This is a genomic window from Synechococcus sp. H55.7 (assembly GCF_047462395.1).
Taxonomy (GTDB): Bacteria; Cyanobacteriota; Cyanobacteriia; order Thermostichales; family Thermostichaceae; genus Thermostichus.
The window spans coordinates 113,821-132,310 of sequence record NZ_JANSJD010000002.1 but is presented as its reverse complement, the minus strand read 5'-3'; the positions used below and the strand labels follow the sequence as shown (position 1 = coordinate 132,310).

12 protein-coding genes are annotated in these 18,490 nt (G+C 61.4%); 7 read left to right on the top strand and 5 right to left on the bottom strand.

Translation table 11 applies throughout. The features are described 5' to 3' along the window. Positions 1–32: 32 nt before the first annotated feature. A complete protein-coding gene (locus NW851_RS01490; RefSeq protein WP_414334248.1) occupies positions 33–665 on the top strand; it encodes a lysophospholipid acyltransferase family protein in 633 nt (210 codons plus the stop codon). Here the strand turns inward: NW851_RS01490 and NW851_RS01485 are convergent. Continuing rightward, positions 634–1,065: a (2Fe-2S) ferredoxin domain-containing protein gene (locus tag NW851_RS01485; RefSeq protein ID WP_414334246.1), complete on the bottom strand. Its 432-nt coding sequence runs from the start codon at positions 1,063–1,065 to the stop codon at positions 634–636. The genes NW851_RS01490 and NW851_RS01485 overlap by 32 nt on opposite strands. A 177-nt stretch (positions 1,066–1,242) precedes the next feature. On the opposite strand from NW851_RS01485, the gene NW851_RS01480 reads away from it, so the two are divergent. Continuing rightward, positions 1,243–1,845 (top strand): 2'-5' RNA ligase family protein, encoded by a 603-nt coding sequence (locus NW851_RS01480; protein ID WP_414334244.1) that lies wholly within the window; start codon positions 1,243–1,245, stop codon positions 1,843–1,845. Here NW851_RS01480 and gap read toward each other — a convergent pair. From gap to NW851_RS01465, 3 genes are all read right to left on the bottom strand, one after another. Further along, complete coding sequence (gene gap, locus NW851_RS01475) at positions 1,830–2,849, bottom strand: type I glyceraldehyde-3-phosphate dehydrogenase (protein WP_414336712.1); 1,020 nt, start codon at positions 2,847–2,849, stop codon at positions 1,830–1,832. The genes NW851_RS01480 and gap overlap by 16 nt on opposite strands. 179 nt (positions 2,850–3,028) lie before the next feature. Next, positions 3,029–3,544, bottom strand: coding sequence for a Crp/Fnr family transcriptional regulator (locus NW851_RS01470; RefSeq protein ID WP_414334241.1), 516 nt, complete (start codon positions 3,542–3,544; stop codon positions 3,029–3,031). Between the two features lie 129 nt (positions 3,545–3,673). Continuing rightward, entirely contained in the window at positions 3,674–4,009 is a 336-nt protein-coding gene (locus NW851_RS01465) for a hypothetical protein (RefSeq protein ID WP_414336710.1), read from the bottom strand. A 595-nt stretch (positions 4,010–4,604) separates the two neighbouring features. On the opposite strand from NW851_RS01465, the gene NW851_RS01460 reads away from it, so the two are divergent. From NW851_RS01460 to NW851_RS01440, 5 genes are all read left to right on the top strand, one after another. Next, positions 4,605–7,490, top strand: a complete 2,886-nt coding sequence (locus tag NW851_RS01460; RefSeq protein WP_414336708.1) for a helicase-related protein — start codon at positions 4,605–4,607, stop codon at positions 7,488–7,490. Beyond that, complete coding sequence (locus NW851_RS01455) at positions 7,487–10,726, top strand: Eco57I restriction-modification methylase domain-containing protein (RefSeq protein ID WP_414336706.1); 3,240 nt, start codon at positions 7,487–7,489, stop codon at positions 10,724–10,726. Before NW851_RS01460 ends, NW851_RS01455 begins: the two co-directional genes overlap by 4 nt. After that, entirely contained in the window at positions 10,702–12,186 is a 1,485-nt protein-coding gene (locus NW851_RS01450; protein WP_414336704.1) for an endonuclease domain-containing protein, read from the top strand. Before NW851_RS01455 ends, NW851_RS01450 begins: the two co-directional genes overlap by 25 nt. Beyond that, on the top strand, positions 12,125–12,439 hold the full coding sequence (locus tag NW851_RS01445; RefSeq protein WP_414336703.1) for a type II toxin-antitoxin system VapB family antitoxin: 315 nt from the start codon (positions 12,125–12,127) through the stop codon (positions 12,437–12,439). The genes NW851_RS01450 and NW851_RS01445 overlap by 62 nt, the downstream gene beginning before the upstream one ends. A 157-nt stretch (positions 12,440–12,596) precedes the next feature. Beyond that, positions 12,597–17,642, top strand: coding sequence for a DEAD/DEAH box helicase (locus NW851_RS01440; RefSeq protein WP_414336702.1), 5,046 nt, complete (start codon positions 12,597–12,599; stop codon positions 17,640–17,642). On the opposite strand, the gene NW851_RS01435 is transcribed toward NW851_RS01440, so the two are convergent. Further along, on the bottom strand, positions 17,639–18,439 hold the full coding sequence (locus NW851_RS01435; protein WP_414334894.1) for an ABC transporter permease: 801 nt from the start codon (positions 18,437–18,439) through the stop codon (positions 17,639–17,641). The genes NW851_RS01440 and NW851_RS01435 overlap by 4 nt on opposite strands. Positions 18,440–18,490: the final 51 nt, after the last annotated feature.

Genomic DNA, 18,490 nt, shown 5'->3' with positions numbered 1-18,490 from the left:
GGGAGCTACCCCTAAGTTGGGAAATCGTCCAGATGGGCTATCGCCGCCAGGATTGGTTGGCCTACTGGCTGCTCAAGTGGCTGGTGGTCAATCCGCTGTTTCGGGGACTGTATTTTGGCCGCACCTATGGCCAGGAAAACGTGCCTCGCCAGGGATCCCTGATCATTGTCAGCAACCATGCCAGCCACTTGGATCCGCCGCTGGTGGCCAATGCAGTGCGCCGCCCTGTAGCCTTCATGGCCAAGGAAGAGCTGTTTCGGGTGCCAGCGCTGAAGCAGGTGATCCGGCTCTACGGGGCCTACCCGGTCAAGAGAGGCGGCTCTGACCGCGCTGCCTTGCGAGCCACGGAAGCAGCCCTGGCGCGGGGATGGGCGGTGGGGATCTTTCTCAACGGCACCCGCACCCCCGATGGCCGCATTCCCCAGCCTCACCTGGGGGCTGCCTTGGTGGCAGCGCGCACCCAGACACCTCTGCTCCCCGTGGCCCTCTGGGGTACCGAGAAGGTGCTGCCCAAGGGATCCCGCTGGCCGCGGCTGTTCTGCCCCATCACGGTGCGCATCGGCAAGGTGATCCCCCCCCCTGCTTCCAGTGATAAGGCTGATTTGCAACAGGCGACGGCAGAGTACGTGCAGGCTATCCACGCTCTCTTGGATCAGGGGCGCTGAGGGTATCTTGGGCTACCAGATACTCGGCCACCGGGATCCCGCCCAGGATATGCTCTTGCAGCACCCGCTCTATCACCGGGGGCGTGGCCGAGTGGTACCAAAACCCACCGGGATACACCAGCAACACCGGGCCGGGAACGCCATAGTCACACCCGCGCAGGCAGTTGGCCTTGGTGCGGTGTACTCTCAGGGAGCTGCCGCCTTGGATTTCCAGGTTCAATTCCCTGATCCGCGATCTCAAATAGTCCCAGGCTTCCAATCCGACGGCTTTTTCACAGCACTTGGGCTTGGTCTGGTCGGCGCAGAGAAAAAGATGCCAATGGTAAGACGGAAGCGGAGCCGGCTGAGGTTCTGAAGATGCGGTTGCCGGCGTGGGAACGGGAGCGGAAAGCTGGGTCATAGAGGAGCCCTCTAGCCTACTGCCACTAGATAATCGCTAGATAATTATATGAGAATATGAGTGGCTAAAGAAGATTCCGGGCATCCCGACAAACCCTCTGACCCTTAGGGAATGGGGTAGAGGTCTGGGGCTGGGCTGTCCTAGCCTGGATAATACAGGTCCCTCACCTGTCCAGCAATGGTGAACGACGCTCCCCAACAGCGGCTGTTTCTCGCCCTCCTACCCCCGGCAGACTTGCAGGAGCAAGTGACCGCCATCAAACAACAGTTTGCCGAGCAATTTGCCAGCCGCGCAGCCCTGCGCTCGCCCCCTCACATTACCCTGGTGCCTCCTTTCGAGTGGCCCACTGCTGAGCTGCCAGCCCTGACGGGATCCCTGGGAGAATTTGCCAAGGAGCAGGCTCCGGTTGCTGTTGAGCTCCGCGGCTTCGGTGCCTTCGCGCCACGGGTTATCTATATCCACGTCGAGCCCTCCCCTGAGCTGCAACAGCTCCAGGCCAAGACACAGCGCCACATGAATCTGCTGCTTAAGCCAGAGCCGGCCCCTACCCCAGCTCGTCCCTTTGTCCCCCACATGACTGTGGTCTTTCGGGATCTCAGCCCGGCCCAGTTTCGCACCGCCTGGCCACAGTTCAAAACTCGCCCTTTCCAGGGATCCTTTCTCGCCTCCGCTCTCACCCTCCTCAGCCATGACGGCAAGCGCTGGCAAGTTTTTGCCGAATTCTCTCTCTCCGCCTCTGAGGGATTGAGACAGGAAACAACAGCCTACTCAACCCAGTGAGCAGCCATGTATTCAGCCAGATCCAGCACCCGCTGCGAGTAGCCCCACTCGTTGTCGTACCAGGCCATCACCTTCACCAGATCCCCGTCCAGCACACTGGTCATCTCCGCATCCACAATCGCCGAGCAGTCGTGGCCGCGATAGTCGATGGAGACCAAGGGGATATCGGAGTAGGCAATGATCCCTTTCATCGTGGTCTCTGAAGCTTCCTTGAGAGCCGCGTTCACCTCTTCGGCAATCACACGCCGCTCTGTTTGCACCACCAAGTCCACCAGCGACACATTGGGCGTGGGAACCCGTACTGCCACCCCGTTCAGCTTGCCCTTCAGTTCGGGGATCACCAGCGCTACTGCCTTGGCCGCCCCGGTGGTAGTGGGCACCATGCTCAGCGCCGCCGCCCGCGCCCGTCGCAGATCGCGGTGGCCACCATCCAAAATCCGCTGGTCGCCGGTGTAGCTGTGGGTGGTGGTCATCGTAGCCCGCAGGACGCCGAACTTGTCCAGCAGCACTTTGAGGAGGGGGGTAAGGCAGTTGGTGGTGCAACTGGCGTTGCTGACAATGTTGTGCCGCACCGGGTCATAGGTGTGTTGGTTAACGCCATACACAAAGGTAGGGATGTCGCCTCCCTTGGCCGGAGCCGTGATCACCACCTTCTTGGCTCCCGCCTCTATGTGTTTAGAGGCACCCTGGTAGTCTACAAAAACACCTGTGGCCTCAATAACAAGATCCACTTTCCACTCTTTCCAGGGCAGGTTGCTGGGGTTGCGATCGGAAACGGCGTGGATATGCTTGCCGTTAACCAGCAGGCCACCCTCGGCGGCCTCTACTTCCGCCCCTTGCAGCGGCCCGAGGATGGAGTCGTACTTGAGCAGATGGGCAGCCGTGCGAGCGTCTGAGGTGTCGTTGATGGCAACAATATCCAAGTTGGACTGGGAGCGCCCCAGCCAACAACGCAAAAAGTTGCGACCGATGCGACCGAATCCGTTGATGGCTACCCTGACCACTGCTCTTAACCTCGCTGCTTGAAATGCTTCGGGAGCTGCTGCTTAGCACATAATACCGCAAGCCCTGGCTATTCTGAAGATAAAATTTGGGATCCCACCGCTTGATTTTTGGCTTCTTTGTAGGAGCGCCAGAACCTTGATTCTAGGGATCCCAGCCTGCCGGCAGGGGTTCTTTTTCCTCAAGCAGGATAGCGCTGCTGCAGCAGGGCCATAGCCGAGGCGACATTTTCCGCCCCCCGTTGTTCCAGGAGATCTGCGAACATGCTGTCGAGCCAAAAGAGGCGCTCGCCGATGATCTGGGTCCAGGCGCGGTAAAGCTTCACCTGGACTTCCAGGGGCAATAGGAGCAGCCCTTCGCTGGAGAGGCGCAGGGTTTGCACCTCGGTTAGGCTCACTGCGGTAAAGGAGCGCCGCCGCCCCGTCAGCAAGGAAAGTTCTCCAAACACGCGCCCAGCATGCAGTGTTGCCAGCCAGTAATCGCCGGGATAGCGCATGTACTGGCGCCGCAGCTCCACGATCCCGCTGAGAACTACGTACAGGTCGCTGCTGGGATCCCCTTCTTGGAAGATTACCTGGCCGGGAGAAAAGCGACTGGGCAGTAGGGCAGCCGTCAATGCCTTCCACTCAGCATCTGCCAAGGACTGAAAGAGCAAGTGGTCGCGAACACGCTCAAACGGATAACGGGTGCTGCTCATCGGGTCAGCGGCTGGAAGTGCTTGGGGCCAGCTCTGTTTCATCCTACCGCCGCTGACATCGTATCGGGAGAGAGCCACCCCAGAGGTTGGGGGACAACCCAAACGACTCGATTGACGGTTCAAGCCAGGCTATTCTTCCAGAACGTAGGAAATGGCGTTTTTGTTGACGCAGATAAAGTCGGCATGGGCGACGCGGTGTCCGTTGATGAACATTTCCGAGTCGGTTAAGGGGACAAACGTGCGCTCGTCGTTGAGCAGGCTGGAAACCCGTCGCTCGAACTTCGTCCCTTCTAGGAATACCTCGCCGCGAATATCGGTGCCATCCAGGGTGCGAATACGGATGCGCCGTCGCTCCTCTCCTACTGTCTGGGCAGTTTCATAGGCTCCACGTCGGGCCGCTTTTTTGATCGATCGACCAGCAGTGCTCATAGCCTCCTGCAAATCATCCAACTGTTCGTCGCTCATCTGCCCACCCTGGAATTTGGAACCGGCACCGGAAAGGTCGCAACATACTCCCTAGCGAGTTAAGCGTAACACACAGAGGGATAGCTTGGTAGCCCCGTACTTTAGTGCGGGGCGGAAAAGCCCGTAAGCAACTTTAGTTGCTCATCAATGGTATGGTTGTCACCGAGACGTGCCGTTCCCAGGCGAGCCCCTAAAACGGTGAAAAACCCGACCGGTGGCAAGCGTCCGGGAGATACTAACGTCTCAGCCAACCTGCAAGGACTCCGTCCTGCTTATGCGATCAGAATGCGATCAGAAAAGTAAGCAGAACCTTGGGGCTTTGCCTCAAGGTTCTGTCTAGAGGTGTCTTGACAGCGCCTTTACGAGTTCATTTTTGAACTGCGTAAGAATCCCCTGCCTTTAGGCGGTGGGAGTGTCAAACTTGCCCATTCTTAACTTATTGATGAGGGCCAGGGAAAGGGGATGGGATCCCTGGCCTGTAAGAGGCAAATCTAAGGTCAGCGCCCCCGAAAAAGGCGAAGAAGTTCGGCAGTTACCCCAAAGAGCGGCAAAGATGCGGTAAAGGAAGGTGAGTCGCTCATAGGGATCCCAATCGATGCAGCCTGGTTCGATTGTCCGCTGCCGCGAGCGCGAGTGGGTGGTGCTCCCCGCTGATTCCGAAGAAGGGGTGGTGCTGCGGCCCCTTACTGGCACGCCAGAGGACGCGATTTGCCTTCACCGACAACTGATGAACCTCATAGGCGGCACCTTGCCCTTTGAGCGCATCGAGCCGGCCTTCTTCCCGCTGCCCCGCGCCGACCAAGTTGCCGATGCTGCAGCCGCCCATCTCCTCTGGCAGGCAGCGCGCCTTATCTTGCGCGAGGGCGCCACTCCCTTCCGCTCGCTGGGCCGCATCTCCATCCGGCCACGAACCTACCAGTTTGTGCCGTTGCTCATGGCGCTGCGCCTTGATCCGGTGCGGCTATTTATTGCCGATGATGTGGGAGTGGGCAAGACCATTGAAGCGCTGCTGATAGCCAGAGAACTTCTGGATCGCGGCGAGATCCGCCGCTTTTGTGTCCTCTGCCCGCCTTACTTGTGCGAGCAGTGGGCCAGGGAGCTGGCGGAAAAGTTTAACCTCGAGCCGGTAGTTATCCGGTCGGGGACGGTAGGGCAACTGGAGCGGCAAACCCCGCCGGGACAAAATCTCTACGAATACTTCCCGGTGCAGGTGGCCAGCATTGATTTTGTTAAAACGGAACGCAACCGCCCTCAATTTCTGCAGTTTTGTCCTGAGCTGATCATTGCCGACGAAGTGCACGGGGCGGCAGCGGCCAGTTCCGGCAGAGCTCAGCAGGAGCGGCATGCTCTTTTGAGAGCTATTGCCCAAGCGCCCAACCGCCACCTAATCCTGCTGACGGCTACTCCCCACAGCGGCATCCCAGAGGCCTTCCGGTCGTTGCTGGGGCTGCTGCGGCCGGAGTTCGAGGAGTGGGATCTTCAGGATCTCAAGGAGAACCAGCGCATCGAGCTGGCCCGTCACTTTGTCCAGCGCACACGGCGGGACATCAAGGAGACCTGGCAAGAAACCGCCTGCTTCCCAACCCGGGAAGCTGAAGATGAGACCTATGACCTTTCACGCTGCTACCGCGAGCTGTTTGAGCGCACCTATGCCTTCTGCTCGGAGCTGGTGCGCACCGGCCAGCAGATGGAGCAGCGGCGGCGGCGCGTACGCTACTGGGGGGCGCTGGCTCTTTTGCGCTGTGTCATGTCCAGTCCGGCAGCGGCTCTGGCGGCGCTGGCCAATCGCAGCGCAGGCTCTCGGGAAGAAGAGGCTGAGGAGAGCTTTAGCCGCTGGGTGTTCGAGTCGGGACAAGAGCGTACTGACGACGAATTACCGCTGCCAGCTCTTGAAGCTGCAGAGCAAACTCTGCCCGACAGCGACCGCCGCCGGTTGCGGGAGCTTGCCCGTCTGGCCCACCAACTTCACGGCGTAGACCAAGACACCAAGCTGGCGCGGGCCATCGAGCTGGTGAAGCGGCTCCTCGCCGAGGGCTTTCACCCCATTCTCTGGTGCCGCTATGTGGCCACAGCAGGGTATCTTGCCGACCACCTTCGGCAGCACCTGGGATCCGCAACTCAGGTAGCCTGCGTAACCGGCCGCATGGGCGACGAGGAACGGGAGGCCAAGATTGCGGAAATTGCCGTTGACCAGCCACGGGTGCTGGTGGCCACCGACTGCCTCTCGGAAGGGATCAACCTGCAGGAAAAGTTTACAGCCGTCATCCACTACGACCTGCCCTGGAACCCCAACCGGCTGGAACAGCGGGAGGGGCGGGTGGATCGCTATGGCCAACGGGCCGAACGGGTCAAGGTCGTCCGCTTTTTCGGGCGGGATAACCCTGTGGACGGTGCGGTGCTGCAGGTGCTGCTGGACAAGGCGCGGGAAATCCGCCGCACCCTTGGCACCCACGTGCCTGTGCCCGAAGCGAGTGAAAGCGTTACCCAGGCGGTGCTGGAGGCCCTTTTTCTGCGCCAGGGATCCGGCTCAGGGGAGCGCCAGTTGGCGCTGGATCTGGGGATGGCAGAGGTGAGCCAGTTTCACGCCCAGTGGGATCGCTCTGCTGAGCAGGAGCGGCGCAACCGCACCCGTTTTGCCCAGCGATCCCTCAAGCCGGAAGAAGTGCAGCGGGAACTGGAGGCCACAGACGCTGTGCTGGGGGATCCGCAGGCCGTGCAGCAATTTTTTCTAACTGCTGCCCAGCGCCTAGGCCTGGCTGTGATCCCTGACCGGCAGTCTGGAGTCTTCCGGGTCAACCTCAGCCAGGAGGGCACGGCAACCCTGCCGGAGGCCATTCGTTCAGTCCTGCCCCAGCCCAAGGGTGGACAGTGGCGGATTAGCTTCATCTCCCCCACGCCGGAAGGAGCGGAATACGTTGGCCGCAACCACCGCCTCATCGCTGCCCTGGCCCACTTTTTGTTAGAGAAGGCCTTAGATAAGCCTGAAGAGGCCGTCGTCTCCCGCTGCGGGGTCATTCGGACACGGGCTGTGGCTGCGCTCACCACCCTCTTGTTGCTGCGGGTGCGCTACCTAGTGGAGCAGCCGCTGGCTCAGCCTCTGCTAGCGGAGGAGGTGCTGGTGCTGGGAGGGGTTGGCCTAGAAAGAGGCGAAGCCCGCTGGCTGGAAAGTAGGGCAGCGCTCCAGCTTTTGGCCGCAGCCAAGCCAGATGCCAACCTGCCGCTTGTAGAAAAGCAGGAGTTGGTGCAGCAGGTGCTAGACAGCCTCAGCCCCTGGCCGCCGACTGCAGAAAACTGGGGTCTAGGACACCCCCTTCAGCAAGGGATCCGGGAGGCCATTTTCCAGCGAGCTGGCGAGCTGGCTGAGGCCCACAAGCGCATCCGACAGGCCATCTCCCAGCGCGTGCGCGGGCTGGAGGTTAAGCCGCAGTTTCCCCCCGATCTGCTGGGAATTCTTGTCCTACAACCTCTGCTGTCCAGATGAGCCAATTTCCTGCTGTACGCCTTGAAGGGGGCCTCTTGGGGCCGGACATTCTGGAGCAGCTTTTGGCTGGCGAGCTGTCAGGCCAGAAGCCGAAAGACTTTGGGCTAGAAGACAAGCGCAGCCTGACGGAAGAAATTGCCAGCGTCTTTGCCGAGGCCCGCACCCAGTGGGAAGTTTTCCGCCGCCGGCTGGCCCGTCTGCCGGAAGGGGATCCGGCCACGTCGGTTACCCGCGATGCCTGGGTTATTCCCTTTCTTAGCTTTCTGGGCTACGAGCTGCGCTACAACCCACGGGCCTATGAGCTGGACGGTGCTACCTTTGCCATTTCGCACCGCGCCGGCGAAGCAGAGGATGCTCCGCCGGTACACATTGTGGGGGTACGCCAGGAGCTGGGGCGGCTGACTTCCACCGGCAGGCCGCGTCTAGCCCCTCACTCACTGCTGCAGGAGTATCTCAACCGCAGCGAGCACCTCTGGGGCATCGTCACCAACGGGCTGACCCTCCGTCTATTGCGGGACAGCACCTTTGTGCGCCGGCAGGCCTATGTGGAGTTTGACCTGCAGCAGATCCTAGAGGAGCAGCGCTTTAACGACTTTGCCATCCTGTTTCGCCTGCTGCACCGCAGCCGTTTGCCCCAAAAGGCAGAGCAGGCGCGGGAGTGTTGGCTGGAGAAGTACTACCAGCAGGCTCTGGAACAGGGGGGGCGAGTCCGCGAGCGGCTGCGGGATGGGGTGGAAGAGTGCCTCAAGGGCCTGGCCAAGGGTTTTCTTGCCCATCCCAAAAACTCCCACCTGCGTTCTCCAGGATCGAACTGCCTTACCCCGGAGGAGTTCTACCGGCAACTGCTGCGGCTGGTCTACCGCTTTTTGTTTCTCTTAGTCTCGGAGGAGCGGGGGCTAATTAGCGCCAGCCCCCTCTACCGGGATCACTACGGCGTGAGTCGGCTGCGGCGACTTTTGGAGCGGCGCAGCGCTTTTACGGAGCATGAGGATCTCTGGTGCAGCCTGCGGGTGCTCTGGCGAGTGCTTTCCCAGGAGGAGCTGGCAGAGCATCTAGGGGCTGCACCTCTCAACGGCGAGTTGTTTGCCCCTTTGGAGCTGGATGGGTGCAGCCTGAGCAACCGGGATCTGCTGCAGGCCTTCTGGCACCTGGCCTACTACCAAGAGAACGCGACCTCGCCGCCGCGCCGGGTCAACTACGCCGCTTTGGACGTAGAGGAGCTGGGATCCGTCTACGAAAGCCTGCTCGACTACCGGCCCCAGATTGACACCTCAGGCAGTGTGCCCTGCTTTGACTTAGGCTACGGCTCCGAGCGCAAAAGTACCGGCTCCTACTACACCCCGCCGGAGCTGGTGGCAGAACTTGTCCGCTCGGCCCTGGAGCCAGTGCTGCAGGAGCGGCTGAAGTCTGCAGCCGGCCGTGAGGAAAAGGAACGGGCCATCCTATCGCTGCGGGTTCTGGATCCCGCCTGTGGCTCTGGGCATTTTCTCTTGGCGGCTGCCCGACATCTGGGCAAGGAGCTGGCCAAGGTTCGCACCGGCGAAGAGGAGCCCGCCCCCGAGACTGTGCGCGAGGCCATCCGCGACGTGGTGGCCCACTGCCTCTACGGCGTGGACAAAAACCCCTTGGCGGTGGAACTCTGCCGCGTGGCCCTCTGGCTGGAGGCCCATTGCGCCGGCAAACCGCTTACCTTCCTCGATCACCGCATCAAGTGTGGCGACTCGCTGGTGGGGGTGCTGGATCTAAAGGTTCTGGAAAAGGGCCTTCCTGATGCTGCTTTCGAGCCGGTAAGTGCCGACTCCAGGGAGGCTGCCCGCTCTCTGAAGGGGCGAAATCGCGCCGAGCGCAGGGATTTGGAAACAGGCCAGCTTTCTCTGCCGCTTGAGGCCGACCAGGTGGTGGCCCAGCTCAGCCAGGAGCGGCAGCAGCTCGAAGCTATCCAGGACGACTCGCCAGCCAATGTACGCCGCAAGCAGGAGCTCTACACCCGCTACTGTCAAAACCCAGAACACCAGAAACTGACAGAAGCCTGCAACCTTTGGACGGCGGCCTTTTTCCAGCGCTTGACCTCGGACTTCTCGGCGGCCATTACCACGAAAGCGGTCAGCGAGCGGCTGGAAAATCGAGCCAACTCCCGCGCTCTGGCCACCGCCGTAGCTCTGGCTTGCGAACAGCGCTTCTTCCACTGGCCACTGGAGTTCCCGGAGGTGTTTCACCTTCCCCCCTCGCCCGGAGAAGGGGGCTGGGGAGGTGAGGGCGGCTTCGATGTTATCCTCGGCAACCCACCCTGGGAAATGATCCAGCTAGAGGAGCAGGAATTCTTCGCTAGCCGCGACACTGTGATAGCTGAGGCACCCAACGCTGACGCTCGCAGGCGGCTCATCGCAGCACTCGCCGACACCAACCCCACCCTCTGGCAAGACTATCAGCGCGCCTTGCACGCCGCCGAAAGCACCAGCCGCTTCCTGCGTGGCAGTGGGCTATATCCCCATACCGGTCGTGGGCGCATCAACACCTACTCTGTGTTTGCCGAGCGCGTCCGCGCCCTGCTCAACCCTCGCGGGCGGGCCGGCATCATCGTGCCAACTGGCATCGCCACCGACGCCACCAACCAATTCTTCTTCGCCGACCTGGTGGAAAAGGGGCAACTGGTCAGCCTGTTTGATTTTGAAAACCGCGAAGCTATCTTCTCTGGCGTGCATCGCAGTTACAAGTTCTGCCTGCTCACCATCCGCAGGAGAAGCACGTCAGAGAGCACCCCTACCTTCAGCTTCTTTACAACTCGCACCGAACACCTGCGCGACCCACGCCGTGTATTCACCCTAACCGCCGACGACATTGCCCGTATCAATCCCAACACCCGCACTCTGCCCGTCTTCCGCACCCGTCAGGATGCCGAGCTGACAAAGGCTATCTACCAGCGCGTGCCGGTGCTAGTGAATGAAAACTCTCCCCCCTCTCCCACAAGGGGAGAGGGGCCAGGGGTGAGGGCAACCCCTGGGGCGTTCAGTTTAAGCAAGGACTTTTCAACATGTCTTCCGACTCCCACCTCTTCCGCACCCGCACGGAGCTGGAGGCGAAGGGGTATCGGCTGGTGGGGAATGTGTTTGTGCCCTCACCCCCTAACCCTCTCTCCCACGTGGCGGGCGAGGGGGGATGGCCCTCATCCCCGGATTCCTTCTCCCACCCAGCAGGAGAAGGGGAGTACAAATTGCCTGAAGCCAGCCGGGAACTGATTGCCAGAGCACGGCAGTTACGCCGCGAGGCGACTACCGCCGAAGGCTTGCTATGGGAATTTTTGCGTGACCGTCGGCTGTTAGGCCGGAAGTTCCGTCGTCAACACCCGATTGGACAATTCATCGCCGACTTTTTCTGTGACGACGCCCGTCTAATCATCGAGATAGATGGGGGCGTGCACCGCGAACCCACTCAGCAGGAACGCGACCGTTTGCGGGAGGAAATCCTGCGCAAACATGGCTTTGCCGTTCTGCGCTTTACCAATGACCAGGTATTGGACCAGACGGAACAAGTCCTCCGAGAAATTGCCGACTATGTCGCTACTCATTCCTACGAGCACCCATCCCCTCACCCCCCAACCCCTTTCTCCCAGAGTCTTGGGAGAAGTAGCCCTCACCCCCCAACCCCCTCTCCCGAAGCTTCGGGAGAGGGGGATCAAGGGGGAGAGGGACTCTACCTCCCCCTCTACGAAGCCAAAATGCTCTGGCACTACGACCACCGCTACGGCACGTATGAGGGAGTGGATTCGCGTTCTAACACCCAACTACCTACCCCTGACGCAGCACAGCACGCCGACCCGCACTTCGTCGTCCAGCCCTGGTACTGGGTGCCGGCAGAAGAAGTTGAAGCTCGGCTGGGCAATTGGCGGCGGGGGTGGTTGCTGGGGTTTCGCAATGTGGCGCGTTCAACTGACGAGCGCACTGCGATCTTTGGTTTGTTGCCAAAAGCGGGGGTAGGCAATAGCCTGCCCGTGCTTCTCCCGACAGAGATATCTACACCTTTTGTTGCCGGTTTAATTGCAAATTTCTCAACATTGCCATTAGACTGGGTCGTTCGCCAAAAACTGGCAGGCGTCAACATGAACTTCTTTTATGTTGAGCAATTCCCCGTCCTCCCGCCGAGTGCCTACACCCCTGCCGACCTCGCCTTCATCGTGCCGCGGGTGTTGGAATTGACTTACACCGCCTGGGACATGAAGCCCTTCGCGGACGATGTCTGGAACGAAGCCGTTTGCCTTGGCGAGACGGAGTGCTTTGAGGCGCTGCGAGCGGTGGTTGGCCCTCACCCCCCAACCCCCTCTCCCAAAGCTTTGGGAGAGGGGGATCAAGGGGGAGAGGGTATCCCCTGCCCACCTTTCCGCTGGGATGAAGACCGCCGCGCTGTGCTCCGCGCTGAGCTGGACGCCTACTACGCCCGGCTCTACGGCCTCACCCGCAAGCAACTGCGCTACATTCTCGACCCTGCCGACCTGACCGAGCGTGAGCTAGAAAACATCCTCGATCCCTGGGAAGAGGTGGAAGATCCTCTCGATCCGGCGGGGTATGCCAGACGTGTGGCTGCCAGCACCTTCCCCGGCGAGACCTTCCGCGTGCTCAAGGAAAAAGAAATGCGGCAATTTGGCGAATACCGCACCCGCCGCTTGGTGCTGGAGGCATGGAAGCGGCTGGCGCACCGCTAAATCTAGGCATAGGATCCGCATAAGACTGCGTTCTTATACACAAGCGGATCCCCATACGCACCAAGTCGCTCTGGACGATGAACTCATCGAGTGGGCCCGCCAGGTAACCGGCCTCAAGACCAAGCGCGAGGTGATTCACAAAGCGCTGCGCACCCTAGCTCAACTCCACAAGCAGGCTGGGATCCGCAACTTACGCGGCAAGCAAGTTGAAATGGGAGGGAGATTTGCACGAGCAACACTTGTGTGCCAATGACTATCTCTAGATTGCGCTCTGGATCAAGCTCTCATCTTGATGGCGACTTGACTCCAGCAGAAGTCTCTCCCCCAGAGGGAGTGGAGGTGAGGAAAATACTTGCTGCACTTCCAGACTGGGTTTAGGTTGGCTAGGAGGGCCCTGTGGAGTAGCTTTGATGTCCACGATCTTTGATCTCCACGCCGCTGTCCTGGCCGACTATCGCGATTTTGTCCGCTCGTTTTTTCTGGTTGCCGACCCACGGGCGCAAGCCTTTGTAGACCAAGCGCTAGAAGAAGGGATCCACCTCTGGCCAGAGCCGCTTGTCCAGCTCAGCCCCTCTTACAAGGACGGCTCAACCGTTAACGAGTTGGCTGCAGCCGGACGGATTGCCCAAGAAACAGCCCACATCTTCCGCTTTGAGGATGGCAGGCCCTTTCGCCTCTACCGCCACCAGGAGGAGGCCATCACCAAGGCCCTAGCCGGAGAAAGTTTCGTGGTAACCAGTGGCACCGGCTCCGGCAAGAGCCTCTGCTACTTCCTGCCCATCCTCGACAACTGGATCCGCCAGAAGGGATCCGAGCACCAGGTGACGGCCCTGGTGGTCTATCCCATGAATGCCCTGGTGAACTCCCAATACCAGTCCTTGCAAGACCTGCGCGAACGCTACGAGCGCCGCTATGGTCGCCCTTTCCCCCTGCGCTTTGCCAAATACACCGGGGAAACTGCCGAAAGCGATCGGGAAGAGCTGCGGCGGAAGCCGCCCCAGATTCTGCTTACCAACTACATGATGGCGGAGCTGCTGTTGGTTCGCCCTGAGGATCAGCGCTTCTTAAGTCCTGGTGGACTGCGCTTTTTGGTCTTTGACGAGCTACACACCTACCGCGGTCGACAGGGGGCGGATGTGGCCATGCTGGTGCGACGCCTCAAGGAGCGCTGCGCCGCCCAAAACCTTGTCCACATCGGCACCAGCGCCACCATGATCTCCCGGCCAGAAGCCACCGCCCAGGAGCGCCGCCAGATTGTGGCCGACTTTGCCAGCCGCTTCTTTGGCTATCCCTTCAGAGCGGAGCACGTTATCGAGGAAACCCTGGATCCCTTTAGTGAGGGTGACTCTCCTAGTGCAGCGGAGCTAAAAAGCGCCCTCGACTCTCCCCCTCCCGCCGACCTGGCCACCCTGCGCCGCCACCCCCTGACGCGCTGGCTGGAGTACGAACTGGGCCTGGAGCCCACGCCCGATGGCGGCTTCAGGCGCCGCCTGCCCAGGGAGCTTTCTGAGGTCGCCGCCCAACTGGCCAAGCAGGTTGACAGGGATCCCCAGTTCTGCGCTGAGTCTCTGCGCCAGTTCCTCGCCCACGCCAGCAACCTCAAAGACGGCAACAGGGGGGTGGCCTTCAAGTTGCACCAATTTATCTCCCAGGGCCGCACCCTCTACGCCACTCTGGAGAGCCGGGAAAAGCGGCAATTTTCCCTGGAGGGGCAGATGCAGGCCGGTGAGGGCAAGCTCTTTTTCCCTGTCAAGTTCTGCCGCCAGTGCGGGCAGGACTACTACCATGTCCTCAAGTCCGGGGATCGCTTTGTGCCCTATCCCCTCGGGGAAGAGGTGGAGGAAAGCGAAGAGCAGCAAGCTGGCTACCTGAGTCTGGATCCCCTGGAGGGGGAGTGGTCGCAGGAACAGATCCCGGAAGATTGGTACACCCCTGAAGGCCGGCTCAAGCCCCATTGGAGAAGGCGCGTCCCCCAAGCGGTCTGGGTCCGCCCGGACGGCTCCTTTTCCGAGGTGCCCCAGGCAGGAGCCCAGAAGCTGTGGTGGCAGCCCCAGCCCTTTTCTCTCTGCCTAGCTTGCGGCGAGTACTACAGTGGACGGGAGCGGGAGTTTGCCAAGCTGGCTTCCCTTTCTAGCGAAGGCCGCTCCAGCGCCACCACCATTCTGGCCACTTCTCTGCTGCGCCATGCTGCTCAAACGGGGGCAGCCCAGGACAAGCTGCTTACCTTTACCGACAACCGTCAGGATGCCTCCCTGCAGGCCGGCCACTTCAACGACTTTGTCCACGTGGCCCTCTTGCGGGCCTCGCTCTACGCTGCCCTTCTTAAAAAGCAAGAGCTGGGCTTTGCAGAAGTGGCCCCAGAGGTGGTGCAGGCTGCCGGCCTCACCCTTGCCGCCATTGCCCAAAACCCCTTGCTGGATCCCCAGTCGCCGGCTGCCCAAGAGGTCTGGCGGACTTTTACGGAGCTAACCGAATACCGCCTCTACGAGGATCTGCGGCGCGGCTGGCGGGTTACCCACCCCAACCTAGAACAGGTGGGCTTGTTGAAAATTGAATACCGCGGCCTCAAGGAGCTTTGCCAGAGCTCGGCCCTGGCCCCCCTCAATCCCTGGTTTGTCCAGGCCAGCGTCGAGGAGCGGGAACGCCTGCTGCGGGCTCTGCTGGATCAGTTTCGGCGCAAACTGGCCATCGATGTGCCTGTGCTCAGAACCGAGTTCCAGAGAAACTTGCGCCGACGCGCCGAGCAACACCTCAACGAGTTTTGGGGCCTAGAAGAGTACGACGAGCTGCGGACGGCTACCTGCTTTGTCCGCCAAAGCCGCAACGGACAAGACGGGACAACTTTCAGCCTAGGCCCCCGCAGCGCCATCGGACGCTTTCTTGCCAAGCGCCTTGAGCTAACCCGGGAAACCTACGACCAGCTTTTGGGATCCCTGCTTTCTCTTCTAGTCAGCTACGACCTGCTGCGGCGGGAGAATGGCCAGGAAGCCTACCAGCTCAACGCTGGCTGTCTGCGCTGGTGCCTGGGCGATGGCTCGCCGCCGCCTGCGGATCCCTTGTACTCCCGCCGCGCTCAGCAGGAGGGCTACGCTTCCGCCCCTCGCCCCGTCAATCTCTTCTTCCAGCGCCTGTATCGGAGCGGGGCAGCAGGGCTGGGATCCCTGGAGGCCAGAGAGCACACGGCCCAGGTGGTTCGAGCGGGAGAGCGGGAGTGGCGAGAAAAGCGCTTTCGCGGGGAAGACCAAGCTCGCCGCCTTCCCTACTTGGTCTGCTCGCCAACCCTGGAGCTGGGGGTCGATATTGCCGATTTGGATCTGGTGCATCTGCGCAACGTGCCGCCCACTCCGGCCAACTACGCCCAGCGCAGCGGTCGGGCAGGTCGCCAGGGGCAGGCGGGGCTAATCCTCAGCTACTGCGGCGCCTTCAACAGCCACGACCAGTACTACTTCCGCCGCCGCGCCGAGATGGTGGCCGGTCGTGTCCGCCCTCCCCGCCTGGACTTAACCAACGAGGCGCTACTGCGGGCTCACATCCACGCCGTTTGGCTGGCCCAGGTACGCCTGCCCCTGGGTAACTCCATGGAAAGAGTTCTCGATTTGGATCGCGAGGGGCTGCCCCTGCGGGAAGAGGTGGCTGCCCAAATCCAGCTAGGGGAAGCGGCCCGGCAAGAGGTGATGGAGCGAGTGGAGGCGCTCTTGGCCGCCGATCGAGAGGTTCTGGATCAGAGCGGCTGGTTTAGCCGCCGCTGGCTCCAGCAGGTCATCGAAGAGGCGCCCCAGGCTTTTGACCGAGCTTTCGACCGCTGGCGAGAACTCTATCGGGCTGCCACCCAGCAGTTGGAAGCCGCTAACCGCCAGCTCCAGACGACTCGCGAAAAGAAAGACCAGCAGGAAGCCGAGCGCCGCCAGCAGGAAGCCCTGCGCCAGCGGAATCTGCTGCTCCAAATCGACACCCAGCGGGAGGAAAGCGACTTCTACCCCTACCGCTACTTGGCCAGCGAAGGCTTCCTGCCCGGCTACAACTTTCCGGCCTTGCCCGTGCGGGCCTGGGTGCCCCGCGGCGGCGAGGGGGAGTTCATCGCCCGGCCCCGCTTTTTGGCCATCCGCGAGTTTGCTCCCCACAACTTCCTCTACCACGAAGGCTGCCAGTGGGAAGCGGTGGCGTTCCAGGCGCCGCCCGGCGGTCTGGAGGAGCGCAAAAGTAGCCACAAGCTCTGTTTTAGCTGTGGGGCCTTTGCGGATCCCTACCTAGATCGCTGTCCGGTCTGCGGCACCCCGTTCGATGGGCAAAATAGCCTCTTGACCCAGCTTCTGGAAATGCCCAATGTGCGCATGCGGCGACGGGATCGCATCACGGCTGACGAAGAGGAGCGGCGGCGACAAGGCTACGAGCTGCAGACCTTCTTCCAGTTTGCTTCCGAAAGCTCTGGCTACCGCGTCCAAGAAGCTGATGTGCTGAGCGGACAAACCCCCCTGCTGCAGTTGCGCTATGCCCCGGCGGCCACCCTGCTGCGCATCAACCACGGCTGGCGGGGAAGTGGAGGGCGGGGGTTCTCGGTCAACTTTGAAAATGGGGAAGTCCCCTCGCGAGCTCAGCTTGAGCGGAGCAGGGCGGGCTTGTCCAACCGAGCCTCCTTGCAGTCCATCCGCCTGGCGGTGCGCAGTACCCACAACCTGCTACTGGTGCGCCTGGCGCAGCCCGGTTTAGGGGATCCCCAACCTTTAGAAACCAGCCTGCGCTACGCCCTCAAGCGGGGGATCGAAGAGGCCTTTGAGCTAGAAGAGACGGAGCTGGCCGCCGAGTCCATTGGCCAGGGATCCCATCGGGCCCTGCTGTTTTACGAGACGGCAGAAGGGGGAGCCGGCGTCCTGCAGCGGTTGGTGGAGGAGCCGGAGGCCATGGCGGAGGTGGCGCGAGCAGCCCTGGAGATCTGCCACTTCCAGCTCTCAGAAGCCGGGATCCAAGACCTGCGGCCTGAGTGCCGCGCCGCCTGCTACGAGTGCCTGCTCAGCTACGCCAACCAACGGGAGGCGCTGCAGCTGGACCGCCACCAGATCCGGGATCTTCTGGGAGAGCTGGCCCACAGCCGCACCGAGCTGCGTCCCCTGGGCCGCTCCCGCCAAGAGCAACTGGAGTGGCTGCGCCAGCTCATCGACCCTCGCTCGCACCTGGAGCGCCGCTTTCTGGAGTTGCTGGCCGAAGAAGGCTACCGCCTTCCCGACGACGCCCAGAAGGCCATCCCTGATCCCCGCTGCGTGGTCGACTTCTTCTACGAGCCCAACGTCTGTGTTTTTTGCGATGGCGCAGTGCATGACGAGCCCGACCAGGCTGCCCAGGATCGCCAAGTGCGCTCCCAGCTTTTGGGACAGGGCTACCGGGTAATTGCCCTGCGCTACGACCAAGACCTGCAGGAGCAACTGGCCCGCTACCCAGAGGTGTTTGGCAAGGGCAACTAATCCTGCTGGTGGGAAAACAGGTAGGCACCCACCAGGGCCAGAAGGGTTGCCAACCCCGCCAGCACCGCCACTGTGTACCAGGGGAACTGGGCAGGGGGCTGGTAGGCGGCTGCCCGCATGCCGATGCTGGCGTAGGAAAGGGGCAGGCAATAGACCAGCACCTGTAGGTAGCCTGGCAACTGGCTGGGATCAAAAAAAGTGGCCCCCAGAAAGGACATGGGCGTAATCAAAAAGTTGGTGAGCACGCCCACACTCTCCAAGCTGGGCACCTTTAAGCCGGCGATTACCCCGATGCCGGCAAAAACGGCGCAATCCAAAAGCAGCACCAACAGCGCCAGGGGATGGAGGAGGCCCCAGGCTCCTGTCCCCAGCACCCCCACCGCCAACACTCCCAAGGCCGTGAGCAGGCCGCGGGCAATGCCCGCCAACACCTTGCCCAAATGCAGCGCCAGCGGATGCACCGGCAAGAGCAGCAGCTCCTCAAAGCTCTTGGTAAACAGCCGCGATCCACAAATGGAGAAAGTAGTGCCGGCAAAGCTAATCGTCATGGCCGAAAGAGCCACCATCCCCGGCAAAATAAAGCGTAAATAGGAACCTGCCGCCGTCGATCCGCCTACGTCAGCCAGGGCCTCGGCCCGCAGGGATCCGCCCAGCCCCACCCCAAAAGCAACGATGTAGATGAGGGGAGCCACCAGCCCCGAAGCCACCACCTGCCAGACCCGCCCGCGCAGATCCAGCCAGTCGCGCCAGAAGATGGTTAAACTGTCTTCCCAGATTTGCCGATAGGGCATCACCATAGGTTTTCCTCGCTCTTTACGGGTTTGGGGCTTGCCCACTGGGATCCGCAG